General features: G+C 72.6%; 14 protein-coding genes. 4 read left to right on the forward strand and 10 right to left on the reverse strand.

Annotated elements, in window-relative coordinates; all coding sequences use genetic code 11:
- Positions 1-235 precede the first annotated feature (235 nt).
- Positions 236-1,240 carry a stage II sporulation protein M gene (locus AB0H62_RS00375; RefSeq protein WP_360583218.1) on the forward strand — a complete coding sequence of 335 codons (1,005 nt, stop codon included), beginning with the start codon at positions 236-238 and terminating at the stop codon, positions 1,238-1,240.
- On the opposite strand, the gene AB0H62_RS00380 is transcribed toward AB0H62_RS00375, so the two are convergent.
- From AB0H62_RS00380 to AB0H62_RS00405, 6 genes are all read right to left on the reverse strand, one after another.
- Complete coding sequence (locus AB0H62_RS00380) at positions 1,237-2,016, reverse strand: RICIN domain-containing protein (RefSeq protein ID WP_360583220.1); 780 nt, start codon at positions 2,014-2,016, stop codon at positions 1,237-1,239. The two genes, AB0H62_RS00375 and AB0H62_RS00380, sit on opposite strands and share 4 nt — an antisense overlap.
- 120 nt (positions 2,017-2,136) lie before the next feature.
- Positions 2,137-3,429, reverse strand: coding sequence for a DUF58 domain-containing protein (locus AB0H62_RS00385; RefSeq protein WP_360583222.1), 1,293 nt, complete (start codon positions 3,427-3,429; stop codon positions 2,137-2,139).
- 3 nt (positions 3,430-3,432) lie between these two features.
- A complete protein-coding gene (locus AB0H62_RS00390; RefSeq protein ID WP_220246478.1) occupies positions 3,433-4,416 on the reverse strand; it encodes a MoxR family ATPase in 984 nt (327 codons plus the stop codon).
- Positions 4,413-5,552: a DUF4350 domain-containing protein gene (locus tag AB0H62_RS00395; protein WP_360583224.1), complete on the reverse strand. Its 1,140-nt coding sequence runs from the start codon at positions 5,550-5,552 to the stop codon at positions 4,413-4,415. The genes AB0H62_RS00390 and AB0H62_RS00395 overlap by 4 nt, the downstream gene beginning before the upstream one ends.
- A complete protein-coding gene (locus tag AB0H62_RS00400; RefSeq protein WP_360583226.1) occupies positions 5,549-6,184 on the reverse strand; it encodes a DUF4129 domain-containing protein in 636 nt (211 codons plus the stop codon). The genes AB0H62_RS00395 and AB0H62_RS00400 overlap by 4 nt, the downstream gene beginning before the upstream one ends.
- A complete protein-coding gene (locus AB0H62_RS00405; RefSeq protein WP_360583228.1) occupies positions 6,178-7,464 on the reverse strand; it encodes a hypothetical protein in 1,287 nt (428 codons plus the stop codon). Before AB0H62_RS00405 ends, AB0H62_RS00400 begins: the two co-directional genes overlap by 7 nt.
- A gap of 386 nt (positions 7,465-7,850) precedes the next feature.
- Here AB0H62_RS00405 and AB0H62_RS00410 point away from each other — a divergent pair, with 386 nt between their 5' ends.
- Positions 7,851-8,849 (forward strand): neutral zinc metallopeptidase, encoded by a 999-nt coding sequence (locus AB0H62_RS00410; RefSeq protein WP_360583230.1) that lies wholly within the window; start codon positions 7,851-7,853, stop codon positions 8,847-8,849.
- Positions 8,850-8,853: 4 nt separating this feature from the next.
- On the opposite strand, the gene AB0H62_RS00415 is transcribed toward AB0H62_RS00410, so the two are convergent.
- Entirely contained in the window at positions 8,854-9,375 is a 522-nt protein-coding gene (locus AB0H62_RS00415) for a hypothetical protein (RefSeq protein WP_360583232.1), read from the reverse strand.
- 52 nt (positions 9,376-9,427) lie between these two features.
- Complete coding sequence (locus AB0H62_RS00420) at positions 9,428-10,510, reverse strand: potassium channel protein (protein WP_285970266.1); 1,083 nt, start codon at positions 10,508-10,510, stop codon at positions 9,428-9,430.
- Between the two features lie 106 nt (positions 10,511-10,616).
- Between AB0H62_RS00420 and AB0H62_RS00425 the strand changes: the two genes are divergently transcribed.
- Positions 10,617-11,000, forward strand: a complete 384-nt coding sequence (locus AB0H62_RS00425) for a hypothetical protein (RefSeq protein ID WP_220246472.1) — start codon at positions 10,617-10,619, stop codon at positions 10,998-11,000.
- 18 nt (positions 11,001-11,018) lie between these two features.
- Here the strand turns inward: AB0H62_RS00425 and AB0H62_RS00430 are convergent, their stop codons facing one another.
- Positions 11,019-14,441 carry an ATP-dependent DNA helicase gene (locus AB0H62_RS00430; protein WP_360583235.1) on the reverse strand — a complete coding sequence of 1,141 codons (3,423 nt, stop codon included), beginning with the start codon at positions 14,439-14,441 and terminating at the stop codon, positions 11,019-11,021.
- Entirely contained in the window at positions 14,438-17,611 is a 3,174-nt protein-coding gene (locus tag AB0H62_RS00435) for an ATP-dependent DNA helicase (RefSeq protein ID WP_220247380.1), read from the reverse strand. The genes AB0H62_RS00430 and AB0H62_RS00435 overlap by 4 nt, the downstream gene beginning before the upstream one ends.
- Positions 17,612-17,750: 139 nt before the next feature.
- Between AB0H62_RS00435 and AB0H62_RS00440 the strand changes: the two genes are divergently transcribed.
- Positions 17,751-18,077, forward strand: coding sequence for an MGMT family protein (locus AB0H62_RS00440; protein ID WP_220246470.1), 327 nt, complete (start codon positions 17,751-17,753; stop codon positions 18,075-18,077).
- Positions 18,078-18,088: the final 11 nt, after the last annotated feature.

The raw sequence follows: 18,088 nt of genomic DNA on the forward strand, positions 1-18,088 counted from the left end.
GTCCGGCCAAAAGTAGGCGGACACCCAACCGAGAGCCGCCTGCATGTCGCAACGTTTCCGCCGTGGCTGTGGCCGGATCGGCAACAGACGGCCCAGTTGCCGGTCCGGCCAAAAGCAGGCGGACACCCAACCGAGCGCCGCCTGCAAGTCGCAACGTTTTCCGCCGTGACTGTGGCCGGATCGGCAACAGCCACGGCGCAGTGAGCCCTAGGCTGGGGTCCCAGGAGGTGATCCGGTGGATGTCGACGTCTTCGTCGCGGCGCACGGCGCGGAGTGGGCCCGGCTCGGCGAGCTCGTGCGGCAGCGCAGGCTGTCCGGGGCCGAGGCCGACGAACTCGTGACGCTCTACCAGCGCACGGCGACGCACCTGTCGATCATCCGCTCGACCGCGCCCGACCCGGCCCTGCTGGCACGGCTGTCGGCCCTGGTCGCGCGGGGCCGTTCGGCCGTCACGGGCTCGCACAGCCCGGCGTGGCGCGAGGTGGCGCTGTTCTTCACCCGCCGTTTCCCGGCCGCGGTGTACCTCAGCCGGCGCTGGTGGATCCCCGCCGCGCTGGCGTCGGTGGTCGTGATGGCGGTGCTCGGCGTGTGGATCGCGAGCGACGAGTCCGTGCGTTCGGCGCTGGTCTCCCCCGACGAGATCAAGGCCATGACGGCGCCCGGCGGCCAGTACGAGACGTACTACTCGACGGGGCCGGCGAGCTCGTTCGCCGCGAAGGTGTGGACGAACAACGCGTGGGTGGCTGCGACCTGCCTGTTCCTGGGCGTCGCGCTGGGCCTGCCCGTGATCAGCGCGCTGTGGCTCAACTCACTCAACGCGGGAATCGCCATCGGCCTGATGTCCTCGGCGGGCCGCGGCGACGTGCTGCTCGGCCTGCTCCTGCCCCACGGTCTGCTGGAGCTCACGGCCGTGTTCATCGCCGCGGGCACCGGCCTGAAGCTCGGCTGGACCGTGATCGACCCCGGCCGCCGGTCCCGCAGCGCCGCGCTGGCCGAACAGGGCCGGTCCGTGGTCGTGATCGCGCTGGGGCTGGCATGCGTGCTGCTGGTGTCCGGCGTGATCGAGGCCTTCGTGACGCCGTCGGGCTGGCCGACGTGGGTGCGCATCGGCATCGGCGCGGTCGTGGAACTGCTGTTCCTGACCTACGTCTTCACGCTCGGCCGCCGCGCCGCGCGTGACGGCGAGCGGGGCGACCTCGACCGCCGCTACACCGGCGACGCGCTGCCGGAAGCGGGCTAGCAGAGGCAGCTGCCCTCGAAGGCGATGGAATTGCCGTCGTCGAGGGTGGCGCTGCCGGTGAAGCGGATGTCGAACTCGCCGGGGTCGGTGAGGACGAGCTTCGGGCTCGTGGCTTCCCCGTCGGCGCCGGTTTTGGCTTGTGCGGTTTCCTTGCCGCCTTCGAAGACCAGCACGTTCTGCGCCCGGGCGGCGTGGACGTAGAAGGTGACGGGCACGTCGGGCGCAGGCTGGCCGTTCTCGCCGATCACGCGGACCACGAACGGGTTTGCGGGGTCTTTCGTGGCCAGGTGCTGGCCGTTGCCGGACAGGATGGCGAGCGTGCGGCCACCCGCCGCCCACGCGTTGGACAGGCCCGGCAGCGAACAGACTTCCTGGTACAGCCGCGCACCCGGCGTCGGCGCCTCGGCGGTGAGGCAGCGCGCGGAGGCGACGTTCGCGATCGTCACCAGCCCCGGGTTTCCCGCGACACGGCGCCACTGCTGCTTGTGGTCCCCGTCGGCGCAAGCGGCCGGCAGCACGCCCACGCCGTCGACCGGACTCTGCGCGGCGAGGCACTGTCCACTCGCGACATTGCGGTAGTGCTGGGAACCCTTGTCGTACGTCCAGGCCGCGCCCGGATCCTTCGCGTCGGCCAGCTGCACCTTGCCGCCGACAGTGGCGAGCGAGACGGTGCCACCACCGTCGGCGAGGTAGACGGGCGCGCCGTCGGCCGCATCGGCACCCCGCCGGACCCGATGAACAACAGCACCACCACGAACAGCAGCCGACGCACGCAAGCACTCCCTCGAGCCGAAGTTGCTTCCGGCTTAACAGCACCGGCCGCGGCGGACCAAGGGGAGCCACTCCATCGGGTGCGGATCACGTGCTGGCCCGCGTCGGCCCAGAACCCGACTCCCCTACAGCCGGCCGGCGGCTTTCAGCGCCAGGTACCGGTCCGCCAGCGCCGGGGGCAGGTCTTCCGGCACGGCGTCCACCACGTCGACGCCGCGGCGGCCCAGGCGGGCGGTGACGGAGGCGCGTTCGGCCAGCGTGCGCTCGGCGGCGGCGGCGTCGTAGACGGCTTCGGCGTCGCCGCGGCCTGATGCCATCTCGGCGACGCGCGGGTCGGCCACCGACGCGACGATCACCTGGTGCCGGGAGGTCAGGGAGCTCAGCACGGGGAACAGGCCCTCTTCGAGCGGTGCCGAGTCGAGGCCTGTCAGGAGCACGACAAGGGCGCGGCGGCGGGTGCGCTGGAGGATTTCCGCGACCATGCCGCGGGAGTCGGTCTCCACAAGGGACGGTTCGAGCGGCGCCATGGCGTTCACGAGCGACGGCAGCAACGTCGTGGCCGACGAGCCCGGCACGGCGGCGCGCACGTGGCGGTCGTAGGCCAGCAGGTCCACGCGGTCGCCGGCGCGGGAGGCCAGGGCGGCGAGCAGCAGCGCGGCGTCCATGGCGGCGTCGAGCCGGGGTGCGTCGCCGACGCGGCCGGCGGAGACGCGGCCGGTGTCGAGAACGAGCACCACGTGGCGGTCGCGTTCCGGGCGCCAGGTGCGGACCATCACGTCGGCCGCGCGGGCGGTGGCGCGCCAGTCGATGGAGCGGACGTCGTCGCCGGCCACGTATTCGCGCAGGGAGTCGAACTCCGTGCCCTGGCCGCGGATCATCACGGCGCTGCGGCCGTCGAGCTGTTGCAGCCGCGCCAGCCGTGACGGGAGGTGCTTGCGGCTGTGGAACGGCGGCAGCACACGCACCGACCACGGCACCTCGTGCGAACCCTGGCGCGCCGCGAGGCCGAGCGGTCCCGCCGCGCGCACGGTCACGCGGACTGCCCGGCGGTCTCCTCGGCGCGTCGGCAGCATGGCGGTGGTGAAGAGCCGGCGTTCGCCCGGTGGCACGGAGATCCGGTGCCGGTCGTCGGCGCCCGCGCTCGGCGGCCACGCGTCGCGCAGCAGCCCGACCACCGCGCGCCGGCCCGGGTTCGTGACGGTCAGGGCGACCTCGGCAGGCTCGCCGAGGCGCACGGAAGTGGTGCCACTGCGCGAAAACCGCAGCGCACGCACGCTGCCGGCGAACACGAGGTCCACGGCAACCAGCACGAGCAGCACCACGACGACGCCGAGCACGCCGGCCGCGGACGGGAACAGCAGCCCGACCACCAGCGCACCCAGCAGCGCCAGCAGCCCGAGCCGCCCGGTGAGAGCCATCGCTCAGCGCGGCACCGGCACGGAGGCCAGCACCCGGTCGAGGACCCCATCGGCGGTCACGCCCTCGAGCTCGGCCTCGGGCCGCACGTCGAGCCGGTGCCGCAGTGCGGGCCGGGCCAACGCCTTCACGTCGTCCGGCGTCGCGTAGTCGCGCCCGGCGAGCCAGGCCCACGCGCGCGTGACGGCGAGCAAAGCCGTTGCGCCACGCGGGGAAACGCCGATGCGCACGGCCGGCAGCTCGCGCGTCGCGCGGCACAGGTCCACGACGTAACCGATGACCTCGGGCCCGATCGTCACACGGGCCACGGCCCGGCGCGCGGTCGCGAGCTGCTCCGCGCCGGCGACCGGGCGGAGGCCCGCGGCGGCGAGGTCCCGCGGGTCGAAGCCCTGCGCGTGGCGCCAGAGGATGCCGATCTCGTCCTCACGCGAGGGCGCCGGCATCGTGAGCTTGAGCAGGAACCGGTCCAGCTGCGCTTCCGGCAGCGGGTAGGTGCCCTCGTACTCCACGGGGTTCTGCGTCGCGATCACCATGAACGGGTCGGGCAACGGCCGCGGCGTACCGTCGATCGACACCTGCCGCTCCTCCATCGCCTCCAGCAGCGACGATTGCGTCTTCGGCGGCGTGCGGTTGATCTCGTCGGCCAGCATCAGGTTCGTGAACACCGGGCCCTCGCGGAAGGAGAACTCGCCGCTGTGCGCGTCGTACACGAGCGAACCCGTGACGTCGCCCGGCATCAGATCGGGCGTGAACTGCACGCGCTTGGTCTTCAGGTCCAGCGACGCCGCCAAAGCCCGCACCAGCAACGTCTTCGCGACGCCGGGCACGCCCTCCAGCAGCACGTGGCCGCGGCAGAGCAGCGCCAGGATGAGCCCGGTGACGGCCGCGTCGTTGCCCACCACGGCCTTGCCGACCTCGGCGCGCAGGGCGATCAAGGCCGCTCGCGCGTCTTGAGCCTGATTCGGCGCCTGCGTCTGTTCGGTACTCAAGACCGCTCCACCTCTCGTTCCACGCTGTCCAGTTCGTCCGCCAGCCGGACCAGCCCGGCTTCGTCGGCCGGGGGCGGACCGTAGAGCACGCCGCCGACCTCGGCCGGGTTCCGGCCCGTGCGCGCGCTCACCGTCTCGACGACCGCGGCCGCCTCGGCGTCACGCGGCAAGCCCAGCGTCGTGCGCAGCCGCGCGCGGGCCGCTTCCCGCAACGTCTCCGCCGCGTGCCCGGCCGCACCGCCCCGGCGGTACAGCCGCGCGCGGCCCTCGGCCGTTTCCGCCGCGCGCACCACGATCGGCAACGGTTCGCTCACCACCGCGCCGAGGCGGCGCGCGCGCCACAAAGCCAGCAACACCACGGCGATCCCGGCCGTCAAAGCGCCGTAGCGCCAGCCGGGCGGGATGAGTTCGTAGAAGGACTTCTGCCCACCGGCGAGCGCGGGATCCGTCGGCGACGGCACGTACCAGACGAGCCGCTGGTGGTCGCCCAGCAACCGCATGCCGAGCGCCGCGTTGCCCTCGTCGGCGAGGCGGTCGTTGGTCAGCGGTGCGCCCGTGCCGAGCACGGTGACGGTGCCCGAACGGTCGGCGACCTGCACGAACGTCGGCGCGTCGCCGTCGCGGTAGCACTGGCGGGCTTCGGGGTCGTCGGTGCGGAAGCGCGTGCCGCCGAGCGTCACGGGACCGGCGCCGACCGCGGCGCCGACCGTGCAACCCGGGTCGAGCGTGGCGACGTCGGTGCTGCCGACCGCGCTCACCGTCGGGAGCACTTTGGACAGTGCCTCCGGCCCCGGCGCCAGCAGCACGAGGTGCGCGACGCGGCGGCGCAGGTCGACGAGCCCGTCGCCCGGCACCCGGTCCGGCGCGGTGATCACGAGCGTGCCGCCGTCGACCTGCTCCAGCGCCTCGGCGATGGTGTGGACGGGGTGGACGTCGACGCCTTCTTCCTGCAGCAGGTGGGAAAGGGCGTGGCTGCCGTTCGGTTCGTAGGAACCGGGCTCGAGCTCGCCGCTCGTCTGGTCGCCGCGGCTGAGCACGAGCGCCAGCGCGACGAGCACGATCAGCAGCAGGAGCGCGAGCGGAACCCGCACGCCGTGCCAAATACGCCGGAGATCAGGCGAGACAGAAGTGCTCACGCGCCCACCAGCACCGGCCGCTCACGGCGGACGCGGTCGTCGAGGTCCGTCAGGGCGCGATAGGCGGCTTCGGTGCCGGGGCGGCCGCCGTAGTGCACGTCGTCGAACTGCCGGGCGCCCGCCGCGAGGTCGGCGGCGAGGGCGGGCAACAGCGCGCCCGCTTCGGCGGCGGCTTCGTCGGCCGTGCGGCCGGTGCGCGAGTCGAGCAGCGCCCGCTCTTCGAGGCCGCGCACGATGGCGCGGAAGCGCTCACGCACGGCGTCGGCGAACTGTCCTTGTGCGGCAGCCTGTTCGGCCGCCTTGCGGTACTCGTCGGCGCTGCGGCGGCGGCCCGAGAAGACCTGCCGCGCCGCCTGCGCCGCGCGTCCGACCTTCCCGACGCGCAGCCGCACCACCACGATCAGCACGATCAGGAGCCCGATGATCAGCAACAGACCCAGCGGCCCGCCCGGCACCCCGGACAGGCTGTTCAGCAGCTCGCTGAACTTCTCGCCGAGCCAGTGTGCGAGCTGCTGCAGCACACCGGGCCGCGCGGCCGCGTACGACGGGTCGCTCAGCTCCTGGATCGCCCGCAGGCGGGCGGGGTCCCGGTCGATGTCGACCGGGACGTCGGTGAGCAGGAACGTCACCACGCCTGCCGCGGCGCCGGCGGCGGGTTGAGGCCCGCGGCGCGCGCCAGCTCGATGTCCATGCCCTCGCGGCGCATCCGCTGGTCGATGTAGAGGACCACCGTGACCAGCGCGATGAACGGCGCGACGATCGTCCTCGCGATCACCACGCCCACCGCGCTCAGCACCAGGCCGCCGGTGGTCTGGACCGGCGCCGCGGCCTGCGGGTCGAACAGGCCGGAGAACGCGCCCGAGCCCAGGTCGAACGGGATGGCGATGATCGCCGAGATCAGGTAGCCGATCACGGCGGCGAGCAGCAGGATGCCGAGCACGCGCCAGAACGCGCCCGACACGAGCGTGCGCGAACGGCCGAACGCCTGCCGGATCGTGCCGCGCTCCAGGATCAGCGCGGGGCTGGCGAGCGCCCAGAACACGTACGGGATCACGGCCGGCAGCAGGCAGAAGATCGCGGCGACCATGGTGGCCAGCGCATACAGGACCGTCAGGCCCAGCAGCGGAAGCAGCCGCGGCGCGGCTTCGCGCAGCGCCGTGCGGAAGTCGACGGGACGGCCGAGCACGGCCTTGCCCATGACCACCGTGAGGAAACCGGTGAGGAACGTCTGGCCGAGCAGCGTGATGATCAGCGTCGGGATCAGCGACAACGCGGTGCTGCCCAGCAGGTTGTACATCGCGTCGAGCGCTTCCTGCTGCGTGGCGGCCGGACCGAGCGTCGCGACGCGGTTGAGGTCGGGCTGCACCACGAGCTGCACGATGAGGTTCAGACCCGCCACGAACACCGCGATGACCGCCGACGTGCCCAGGATCAGCGCCGGGTAGCGGCGGATGGCGGTGATCGCGCCGTCGAGGATGTCGCCGACGTTGAGCGGGCGCAACGAGATCACGCCGGGTTTGCCGAGGCCGTGCGGGGTCCAGCCGCCCTGCTGCCCATAGGCGCCGGCGGGGTACTGCGGCATCGGCTGCCCGTACTGCTGACCGGGCGACTGCCACTGACCACTGGGCGGCGGGGTCTGCTGCTGGCCCGGCGACTGCCAGCCGCCGGACGGCGGGGTCTGCGAGGTCTGGGGCTGCTGCGGCGAAACGCCGCCGGTGCCGGGTGTCTGCTGCGAGCCTTCGGGCTGCGAGGTGCCGGACGCGGGCGTGCCGGAAGCGGGCGTGCCGGAAGCGGGCGTGCCCGTGGAACCGGTCGCTTCAGGACTGGTCGGTTCGGGACGCTGGAAACCCTGGCTCGGGGTGGGCGCGTCGTCGGGTGCGCCGGACCCCGGCGAACCGGGTGTGTCTGTCATCGAAGCCCCTCGTATTCACGACCCGTCACTTGCTGCCGCTCACTCTTCCAGAGGCGCCCAAACCGGGCCAGACCTGGGGTGACACCCGGGTCGGGTGACGGCGTCGGCACGAGTGGTGCGTACGCCCCCCGTTCCCCCGATATGCTGAACGGAAGCCGGGGGCCGCCCGGCCCGTGCCGAGACCCTCCGGGACTGCCCTGATGACGCAACCGCCTTACGGCCAGGTGCCGCCTCGCGGGACCGTTCAACCACCGCCGGTCCCGGGTCACGGGCCTGGCAGGCAGGGACCCGCGGGTCCCCCGCCCCAGGGTCCGACGATGCAGGGTCCGTCGATGCAGGGCCCGTCTCAGGGACCTCCGCAAGGGCCTCCACCGCAGAGCCCGTGGATGGGCCAGTACCCGCCGCAGCGCTTCCCGCCGCAGCACCAGAAGAAGTCGCCGGGCGCGATCATCGGGATCGCGCTCGGTGCCGTCACGGTGCTGGTCCTCGGGGTCGTCGCGATCGTCGCGCTGAACCGGCCGAGCCAGCACGTCAACGCCACCGGCTACCAGAACCCGCCGGCACCCGCGCCGACCAGCGCGTTCGAGCTGCCGCCGAACAACGGCTCGTCCTCCACCGCGTCCTCGGCGCCGACGGAGTCCTCCGAACCGAGCTCCGCCGGCCCGCAGAAGATCCTCAAGCTGGCCGACCACCCGATCCTGCAGGACCCCAACGCCGGGCTGCAGAACCGCGTCTGCGACCTGCCGACGTGGCAGAGCACGCAGTCGGGCGCGGAAGCGTTCTTCACCTCGGCCAGCAAGTGCCTCGACGCGGCGTGGGGCCCGTTCCTCCAGGCCTACAACCTGCCGTTCACCCCGCCCGCGCTGCACTTCCCCACCGGGCCGAGCTTCGAAACCGCGTGCGGCACGATCCAGGTCGGCATCGCGACGGCGGCGTACTACTGCGAGGACAACCTGTACGTGCCCTTCGCGGGGCTGCAGACCGACCAGTACGGCAACAACCCGGGTGTTTACCTGGCGTTGTTCGCGCACGAGTACGGCCACCACGTGCAGGAGGTCGCCGGGATCATGGACGCCGCGTGGCAGAAGATCTACGCGGCCGGCCAGAACAGCCCCGAGGGCCTGGAGATGTCGCGGCGCAAGGAGCTGCAGGCCCAGTGCTTCTCGGGCATGTTCCTCGGCGCCCACGTGGACCAGGGCGGCACGATCACCCGCGACATGTACAACAAGGCCTGGAACGACCAGGAGACCCGCGGCGACAACACCTCCCACAGCCACGACCACGGCACCAACGCGCACTACGCCTACTGGTGGCGCCAGGGCGCGAAGGCCAACCGGATCGCCGACTGCAACACGTTCGCGGCGCCTTCGTCCTTGGTCAGCTAGGCGGTCAGTGCAGCAGGGCCAGCTTGCCCGAGCCCCTGATGACCAGGAACGCGTACGTGCCGCCGGCGAAGCACGCGAAGACCAGCAGCACAAGCGCGACCGGGCCGCGCGAGTCCTGAGCGCCCGCCGAGGTGTCGGCCGCGCTGACGGTGATCGGGCCGTCGGCCGGAGCGTCCACGGGCACGCCGACCTCGACGCGTTCGCCCTTGGCGTGGCCACAGCCGTTGAGCGTGCCCTGGCGCGGCTTGCCGCCCAGGCTGAACGTGACGGACTCGACCGGGTTCCCCGCCGAACACGCGGCCGGCTGAGTCACTTCGGCCTGCACGGGCGCGCCGGCCTCGTCGCCCGCGATGCCGAACAGGCCGGGCCCGGCGAGCCACGCCAGCACCACCACGAGCACGCCGGCGGCAGCCGGGATGCCCACCTGCAGCCACCTCTGGACTGAGGTCTTGCTCGTGAGGTCGGAGAGCTGCACGCCGCCATGGTTCCAGATCCACGGGGCAAAACCCAGTGAGGTCCCGACCATCGGCGTCACCCTCCGCCGATCGGCCGTCACCCAGTGGTCAGGAAGTCACGGATCAGGATTCGACCTTGTCGGCCGAGGTGACCTTCTTGACGTACAGCAGCCGGTCGCCCGGTTCGATCGCATCGGCCTGCGGGGCGTCGACGCGGTAGAGCACGCCGTCGCGGACCACGCCGAGCACGATGTCGGGCAGGTGCCGCGGCGAACCGCCCTCTTCGGACGGCTCCACGGCGCGCTCGGCGATCGCCAGCCCCGACTCCGGCGTGATGAGGTCCTCGACCATGTCGACCACGAGCGGCGTCGACGTCGCCATGCCCAGCAGGCGCCCGGCCGTCTCGCTCGAGACCACGACCTGGTTCGCGCCCGACTGCTTGAGCAGGTGGACGTTCTCCGCCTCCCGCACCGACGCCACGATGTGCGACTTCGGCGCCAGCTCGCGCGCGGTGAGCGTGACCAGCACGGCGGTGTCGTCGCGGTTCGGGGCAACGACCACGGCCTTCGCGTGCTGCACGCCGGCCACCCGCAACACGTCGGCCCTGGTCGCGGAACCGTGCACGGTCACCAGGCCCATCGAGCTCGCCGCCTCCAGCGCCTGCTGGTCGGTGTCGACCACGACGATGCGGCTGGGCTGCACGTCCTCGTCACCGAGCAGCGCGTTGACGGCCGAGCGGCCCTTGGTGCCGAATCCGACGACGACGGTGTGGTCACGCACCTTCGTCCTCCACTTCTGGATCTTGAATGCCTGCCGGGAGCGCTCCGTGAGCACCTCCAGCGTGGTCCCGACGAGGACGATGAGGAAGAGCACGCGCAGAGGCGTGATGATGAGGACGTTCACGAGCCGCGCCGAGGCCGAGGCCGGCGCGATGTCGCCGTAGCCGGTCGTGGAGAGCGAGACGGTGGAGTAGTAGATCGCGTCGAGGAAGGACACCCCGTCGCCGTTGACGTCGCGGTAGCCGCCGCGGTCGGCGAACACGATCAGCACCGTCGCCAGCAGGGCGAGCAGCGCGCCGATGATCCGCTTGACGATCGAGCGCATCGGGCTCGTGGTGAACTCCGGCATGCGGATCACGCCGACGAGCTCGTGGTCGGGGCGATCGTTGAGCCGGACGTTCAAGGGCAGCCGTTTCAAGGCTTTCATGCACCGGCTCCCCGCGGGTGTTCGGCGTCACTCACAGCGGGGAGGATAGCCGAAGGTCATCGCCCGCACACCCGTCGCGCTGATCACGTTGTGGCAGGCTGGACGCATGTCCGACTCGAGCAGGCCGCAACGGCCCGCGTACTGGCTGGCCGGTTTCCTCGCCTCCGCGGGCCTGACGCACTTCCTGCGCCCCAAGCAGTACGACGCGCTGGTACCGGAGGAGCTCCCCGGTTCGCGTCGCGCGTGGACGTACGTCTCGGGCGCCGCCGAGCTCGGCGTGGCGGCGGCCATCGCGCTGCCCCGGACCCGCCGGCTGGGCGGGCTCGCGGCGGCGCTGCTGTTCGTGGGTGTGTTCCCCGGCAACGTGAAGATGGCGCTGGACTTCGAACGCAAGAAGCTGGCGGCGCCGGTGCGCGCGGCGGCCTGGTTCCGGTTGACAGCACAGTGGCCGCTCGTGAAGTGGGCGTTGAAGGTTCGCGACAACGCCTGAGTCATTCGCGCGGGACAGTCATTCGCGCGGGACACGGCGGAGCAGGTCCCTCAGGCCTTCGGCGTCCAGGAGGTCGGCGGGGCTGAGCGTGTGCCCGTGGCGGACGTAGTGGAACGCGGCGCGGACGCGGTCCACCGGCACGTTCTTCAGCGCCGCCCACGCGAGCCGGTACGCGCCGAGCTGCACGGCCAGCGCGGGCAGGCGGTCGGCTGACGGGACGGAGCCGGTTTTCCAGTCCACCACGGTCCAGCCGCCGTCGGGATCCGCGTAGACGGCGTCCATCCGGCCGCGCACGGTGATGCCCTCGACGTCGGCCGAGAACGGCACCTCCACGGCCAGCGGCACGCGCTCGGCCCACTCGCTGCGTTCGAAGGCTTCTTGCAGTACTTCGAAATCGGAGTCGGGGGCCTCGCCGACGTCGGCGGCGCCGGGCAGGTCGTCGATCTCCAGCAGGCCCTCGCCGGAGAAGCGCTGTTCGAGCCAGGTGTGGAACGCGGTGCCGCGGCGGACGAAGGTGTTGGGCGGCAACGGAAGCGGGCGTCGTAGCTTCCGGGCGAGCGCTTCGGCGTCGGCGGCGAGCTCCACGAGCTGGCTCACGGAAAGCTGGGTGGGGAGTACGACTCGGTCCACAGTGGCCTGGGCGCGGGCGCGTTCGGCGAGCAGCACGTCGGTGTCGGCGGCCCAGCCGTCGGGGTCTTCGGGGTCGACCTCGTCTTCGTCGTCTTCGTCGTCTTCCTCGTAGGTTTCTTCGTCCGCGTAAGGTTCTTCGTCGAACTCGTCGGGTTCGGGCGGGAGCGGCACCTCGTCGTCTTCGGCGACGCCGAACAGTTCCGGCTGCTCGGGCTCGGCCTTCACCGGCGCAGGTTCTGTCTCTTCGGGTGTTTCGGGCAGCGCCGCCATCGCCGCGAACACCATCTCGACGCCCGTCGACACCCCGGTCCGCCGGTCGCCCAGCGGGTCGACGGGCCAGCTCGCCTTGCGGGAGTCCGCGACCAGCGGGTTCTCCTCGTCCTCGGCGGGTTCGTCGGCCCACGCGTCGAGCACGCCGATCGGCGGCTCGGCCGCGCGCAGCACGTCGGCGATCTCCGTGAGGAACACCGACGGTCCCTTCGCGCGCGTGCTGCTCTCGTTCCACCAGTGGCCGGACACGATCAGCGCGCGCTCCGACCGCGTCAACGCGACGTAGCAGAGCCGGCGTTCCTCGTCGGCCTCCCGCTCGACGAAACCCTCCTCGTGCAGTTCGAGGGCCTCCTGCACCTCCTTGCGGTCGAAGCCGTCGGAAACGCGCAGCTCAGGCAGGTCGGCCGAGTCGCCGCGCAGCAACGCGGGCAGCGACGTCGCCGTGCGCAGCCACGACGAGGACCGGCGCTTGCTCGGGAACACCTCCGCGACGAGGTGCGGCACGGCCACGACCTCCCACTCCAGCCCCTTGGCGGAGTGCACGGTGAGCACCTGCACGCGGTCGGGCACGACCTCGACCTCGCCGGGCGTGAGGCCGTCTTCGGCGTGGGCCGCGGTGTTGAGGTAGTCCACAAAGGACAGAAGGGTCGCGGTCGGCGCGGTCTCGGCGTAATCGGTGACGACCTCCGCGAACGCGTCGAGGTGCGCGCGGCCGGCCGAGCCCGGCCGGGCGAGGGACTCGACGTCGAGCAGCATCGTGCGTTCGACGTCGGCCACCAGCTCGGGCAACGACTGGTCGAGGCGCCGCCGCAACGCCGCCAGCTCCGAGCCGATACGCCGGATTCGCCGGTAGCCGTCCGCGGAGTAGCGCTCGGGCTTGCCGGGTTCGTCGACGGCGTCGATGAGCCCGGCCTGCTCGGCGCGTTCGGTGACCAGCACGGGTTCGTCTTCGGAATCCGCCTGTGGCACGGGCGAAGACAGCTCCCCCGCGCGCCGCCACAGCGCGGCCAGGTCCGCCGCCGCGAGCCGCCAGCGCGCGCCCGTGAGCAGGCGGGCCGCCGCACTGCCGGCGAGCGGGTCGGCCAGCACCCGCAGCGTGCTGACGAGGTCGGCGACCTCCGGTTCGTCGAGCAGCCCGCCGAGACCGACGACCTCGACCGGCAGCCCGCGCATCCGCAGCTCGGCCGCGATCGGCGCCATGTCCGCGCGCCGGCGCACCAGCACGGCGGCCGTCGGCGGCTTGCCCGTCTCCTCTTTCTCGGCGAGCCAGCGCCGAGCCAGCGCGTCGGCCACCCACTCGCGTTCGGCTCGAACATCCGGCAGCAGTGCCACGGCGATGTCGGCCGGGCCGGCGCCCTCACGCGCCCGCAGTGGCTCGACGCCGAGGCCGCGCGCCCGCAACGGCTCGGCCACGGCGTTGGCCAGGTCCAGGATCTGCGGCGGGTTACGGAAGCTTGTGAGCAGGCCGAACTCGTGCGCGGGCGCGAGCCGCCCTTCGGCGTGGCGCGGGAAGTCGGTGGTGAAGCGCGGCAGGTTGGCGGCCGAAGCGCCACGCCAGCCGTAGATGGCCTGCGCCGGGTCGCCGACGGCGGTGACCGGCATCGGCGCGTGGTCTCCCCCGCCGAACAGCGACCGCAGCAGCACGCGTTGCGCGTGGCCGGTGTCCTGGTACTCGTCGAGCAGCACGGCGCCGTAGCGCTCGCGTTCACCGGTGATCACGGCCGGGTAGCCGTCGGCCAGCTGCGCCGCGAGCGACATCTGGTCGGCGAAGTCGAGCGCGCCCTCGGCCCGCTTGCGCCGGTGGTAGGCCTCGACGAGCGGCAGCAGCGCGAGCCGGAACCGTTGCGCCGCCATTACTTCCTGCAGCTTCTGCGGCAGCGCCGTCCGCTGGCCCTTGGCGCGCGGGGCGTTCTCGATCACCTCGCACAGCCACGTCGTGTACTGGGCGAGCCGTTCGGTCGACACGAGGTGCTCGCCGAGTTCCCCGGCCAGCGCGAGCAGCTGCGCCGTGACCGAGGACGGCACGCGGTCGGTGTCGAGGTCGTCGTCCCAAGTGGACACCACGCGGTGCGCGAGCTGCCACGAAGACGTCTCCGAAAGCAGCCGCACGCCCGGCTGCACCGGCAGCCGCAGGCCGTGCTCCGACAACAGCCGCCCGGCGTAGGCGTGATAGGTCAGCACGGTGGGCTCACCGGCGACGACCGTGGCGCGCAACCCGCCCGACGGGTCGAGCTTCTCCAGCAGCCCGGACCCGGCCAGGCGGCGCAGCCGGGCGCGCACGCGCTCGCCGAGCTGGCGCGCGGCCTTGCGGGTGAACGTCAGGCCCAGCACGCGTTCGGGGCTCACGATCCCGTTGGCCACCAGCCACACCACGCGCGCGGCCATCGTCTCCGTCTTGCCCGCACCGGCGCCCGCGACGACCAGCGACGGCTCCACGGGCGAGGCGATGACCGTGGCCTGCTCGGGGGTCGGGCGGTGCAGGCCCAGTGCGTCGGCGATCTCCGCGGGCTCGACCGGGTTGGCGATGAGCCGCAAGCTCACGGGCCGGTCACCTGCCTGCCCTCGGGCCGCAGCGGGCAACAACTGCGGGCGGGACAGCGGTCGCAGTCGGGGTTCTCGTGGGCTTGGTAGCCGGGCCCGGCCGCAGCGGCCGCCGCCGACCGCACGAGGTCGAGCCACTGCCGGCCGCCATCGTCGTCGAGCGGCGGCTGGTCGCGTTGCGTGGCGCCGGTCTTGTTGTTGGTCTTCGCGACGTAGACCAACCGCGCACCACCCGGGGTGTTCTTGCCCTCGATCGCGCCGAGCAGCACGGCGAGCTGGTACGCGGCGAGCTGCGGGTGCTGCTCGGCGTCGGCGCTGGACACGGGCACCTTGCCGGTCTTGATGTCCACGATCACCGGGCGGCCGTCCTTGTCCAGCTCCACGCGATCGACGCGGCCGCGCAGCATCACGCGCACCTCGTCGTCGCCCATCGGCAGCTCGACCTCGATGTCCTGCTCGACACCCGCCTCGATCAGCTCCTTACGGCTGCCCTCCAGCCACGCGACGAAATTGCGCAGCATCTGCTCCACGCGGTTGCGCTCGCGCCGGGAGAACCACGGTGCGCCGGCGTCCACGCGCACCCACGCGTCGTCGAGCGCGGCCTGGATCTGGTCTTCGGTGCGCCCGCCCGCGACGGCCTGCGCGAGGCCGTGCACCAGCGTTCCCGTGACCGCGGCGAGCTGCGCGGGGTCGCTGCCGCCGTGGCGTTCGACGAGCCAGCGCAGCGGGCACTTCACCAGAATTTCCACTGTGGACGGTGAGATCCGCATGAGGTCACCGGGTTTGTGCACCGGTTCGTCGGTGGAAGACGGCAGCAGGCCGTACCACGTGCTGGGGTGCGCGCCGGGCACGCCGGCGTCGGCCAGCCGTGCGAGCTGCTTCGCCGCGCGGGCACGACGTTCGGGGTCGGCCTTGTCGTCGCACACGACCTCGCGCAGCTCGCCGACGAGCTCGGCCAGCACCAGCGAACGGCCGGGTGGCTTCATGCGGGAGTCGAGCGCGCCGTCGTCGGCGCCGTTCTCTTCCAGGTCGTCGAGGAAGCGGGACGGCTGCTCGTCCTCGCCCGCCACGGCCGTGACCAGCAACGTCCGGCGTGCGCGGGCGGCGGCGACGTAGAACAGGCGCCGCTCCTCGGCGAGGATCGGGGCGATGGCGGAGACCTTGTCGCCGTCGTCCACCCCGGACAGCAGGTCGACGAGCCGCTCCACGCCGAGCACGGAGCCGCGCAGGCGCAGGTCCGGCCACGCACCTTCCTGCACGCCCGCCACGGCCACGACCGTCCACTCGCGACCCGCGGCCGCGTGCGCGGTCAGCAGCGACACGCCCTCGCCCGGGATCGCGGCGGGCGCCAGCGTGTCCCCCGCGATGTTCTGCGACGACAGGTAGTCGGCGAACGACGCGACGCTCGCGCGCGGCAGCCGGTCGACATAACGACCGGCGGCGTCGAACAACGCGACCACGGCGTCGAGGTCACGGTCGGCCTGCGCACCGAGCGAGCCGCCGCGGTCGACGAACCGCAGCAGCCGTTCCTGCAGGCCACTGGCCTCCCACAGCTCCCACAGCACTTGTTCCACGCCTTCACCGCGAGCGACCGCCTGGTGCGTGACGCTCAGCAGCTTGCCGACGCGCCGCACCGGCGTCGCCTCGGCGTCGGCGAGCCCGACCAGGATGTCGCCGCCGCGCAGGGCTTCCACGAGCAGCTCGTCGCTGGAGCGCTGGCCGCCGCCGGCCAGCTCGAGCCGGCGCAGGCCGCGGCGGACCCGGCGCAACGCGAGCGGGTCGGCCCCGCCCAGCGTCGAGGACAGCAGCATTTCGGCGAGGTCGACGTCGAGCAGCTCCGGTTGGGCCGCGATCCGCAGCACGGCCAGCAGCGGCCGGACGGCGGAGTGCTTGGCCAGCGGCAGCTCTTGCGTCGCCGAGCCGATCGGCACCCCGGCCGCGCGCAAAGCTCGTTGCAGCACCAGGAAAGTCCGCGCGGGCGAGCGCACGAGCACCGACATCTCGGACCACGGCACACCGTCGATGAGGTGGGCGCGGCGCAGCTGGTCGGCGATCCAGCTCGCCTCGGCGGCCGGCGTCGGCATCAGCCGGACGCGGACTTTGCCCCCGCGTTTTCCCGGGGGAGAAACGAGTTTCCGGTGTTGCGACGCGCCCGGCAGCGTGGCGCCGAGCTTCGTCACGGCCTCGCGCACGGCCGGGGCGAGCCGGTGGGAGGTGGTGAGCGTGACCGTGCGGTCGCCGTCGGAGTCCGCGTCGGCAAACAGCCGGGGATCGGCTCCGCGGAAGGAGAACACGGACTGGTCGGGGTCACCGGCCACCACGAACTCGGCCGCGGTCTGGCCGATCTGGCGGATCAGCTGGACCTGCAGCGGGTCGAGGTGGTGGGCGTCGTCCACGAACAGGTGCCGCACGCGGCCGCGTTCGCGCTCGCGCAGCTCCTCGTCGTCTTCGAGAGCGAGCAGGGCGGAGGTGACCAGCTCGGCGGCGTCGAGCGCGGGCGCGCTGCGAACGCCGAGCGCGTTGCCGCCCGCGCCCTGCAGCTGCGTGACCTCCTCGTACTGCGCCCAGAAATGCCCAGCCGCCACCCACTCCTCGCGGTCCTTGCGGTGGCCGAGCGCCACGAGGTCCTCGGGGCCGAGCCCGCGCTCGGCCGCGCGCATCAGCAGGTCGCGCAGCTCCTCGGCGAAGCCCGGCACGAGCAGTGCCGGACGGAGCTGGTCGGGCCAGTCGGGGGCGCCGATCTCGAGATCGCCCTGCAGCAGGTCGCGCACGACGACGTCCTGCTCCGCGCCGGCCAGCAACCGTGGCGGCGGCAGCTCTTCGGCGCGGGCTTCGAGGCGAAGCAGCGAAAACGCGTAGGAGTGCACCGTGCGCACGAGCGGTTCACTCACCGTGCGCGGCAACACCGACGACTGCTCGGGATCGGCCGTGAGGCGGCGCGTGATGTCGGCCCGCAGCGCGTCGGCCGCGCGGCGTGAAGCGGTGAGCACGAGCACACTCTCCGGGTCGGCGCCGTCGGCGATGCGGCGCGCGGCCGCGGTGGCGAGCAAGGTCGTCTTGCCGGTGCCGGGCCCGCCGAGCACGCGGAGGAACCCGGCGGGTGCGGACAGCAGCCGGCGCGCGCCTGCGTCCCAGGTGAACGTGGGTGCGCCGACGGCGGGCGGGCGCACGAGCCGCGCCCTGCCCTGCGCCGTTCTCCGCCCGTTCACGCCTACGATGGAAGCACGCTGACACGCACGGGTGGCGCACCGGCACGCAGTTGCGCGACCGGCGGTCGAAACTGTCGGTGGCGTGCGGCACAGTGCTCGGGTGGACGACGAACTTCACGAACGGATCCGGGCTGTGATCAGCGACGTGCCGGCGGGCACGGTGGCGACGTACGGTGACATCGCCGCACTCAGCGGCGCTCCTTCACCCCGGCTCGTCGGGCGCGTGCTCGCTGAAGACGGGCACGACCTGCCGTGGCAGCGGATCCTGCGCGCCAACGGCACTCCGGCGCCGCATCTGGCCCACCGACAGCTCGAACTCCTGCGCGCGGAAGGCGTGCTCGCCGACGGCCAGCGCGTGAACCTGCGCGAGTACCGCTGGCGTCCCGACGGGCTGCCGCAGGAGGAGGAACCCGAAGGTCTGTTTTAACCCCGCCACTT

The sequence above is a fragment of the Amycolatopsis sp. NPDC050768 genome (assembly GCF_040654155.1).
Taxonomy (GTDB): Bacteria; Actinomycetota; Actinomycetes; order Mycobacteriales; family Pseudonocardiaceae; genus Amycolatopsis.

What these genes read in the sequence shown, in the direction of transcription:
- AB0H62_RS00385 (WP_360583222.1), bottom strand. Translation starts at nt 3,429, where the DNA reads ATGGCTCTCACCGGGCGGCTCGGGCTGCTGGCGCTGCTGGGTGCGCTG.
- AB0H62_RS00420 (WP_285970266.1), bottom strand. Translation starts at nt 10,510, where the DNA reads ATGAAAGCCTTGAAACGGCTGCCCTTGAACGTCCGGCTCAACGATCGC.
- AB0H62_RS00425 (WP_220246472.1), top strand. Translation starts at nt 10,617, where the DNA reads ATGTCCGACTCGAGCAGGCCGCAACGGCCCGCGTACTGGCTGGCCGGT.
- AB0H62_RS00415 (WP_360583232.1), bottom strand. Translation starts at nt 9,375, where the DNA reads ATGGTCGGGACCTCACTGGGTTTTGCCCCGTGGATCTGGAACCATGGC.
- AB0H62_RS00410 (WP_360583230.1), top strand. Translation starts at nt 7,851, where the DNA reads ATGGGCCAGTACCCGCCGCAGCGCTTCCCGCCGCAGCACCAGAAGAAG.
- AB0H62_RS00405 (WP_360583228.1), bottom strand. Translation starts at nt 7,464, where the DNA reads ATGACAGACACACCCGGTTCGCCGGGGTCCGGCGCACCCGACGACGCG.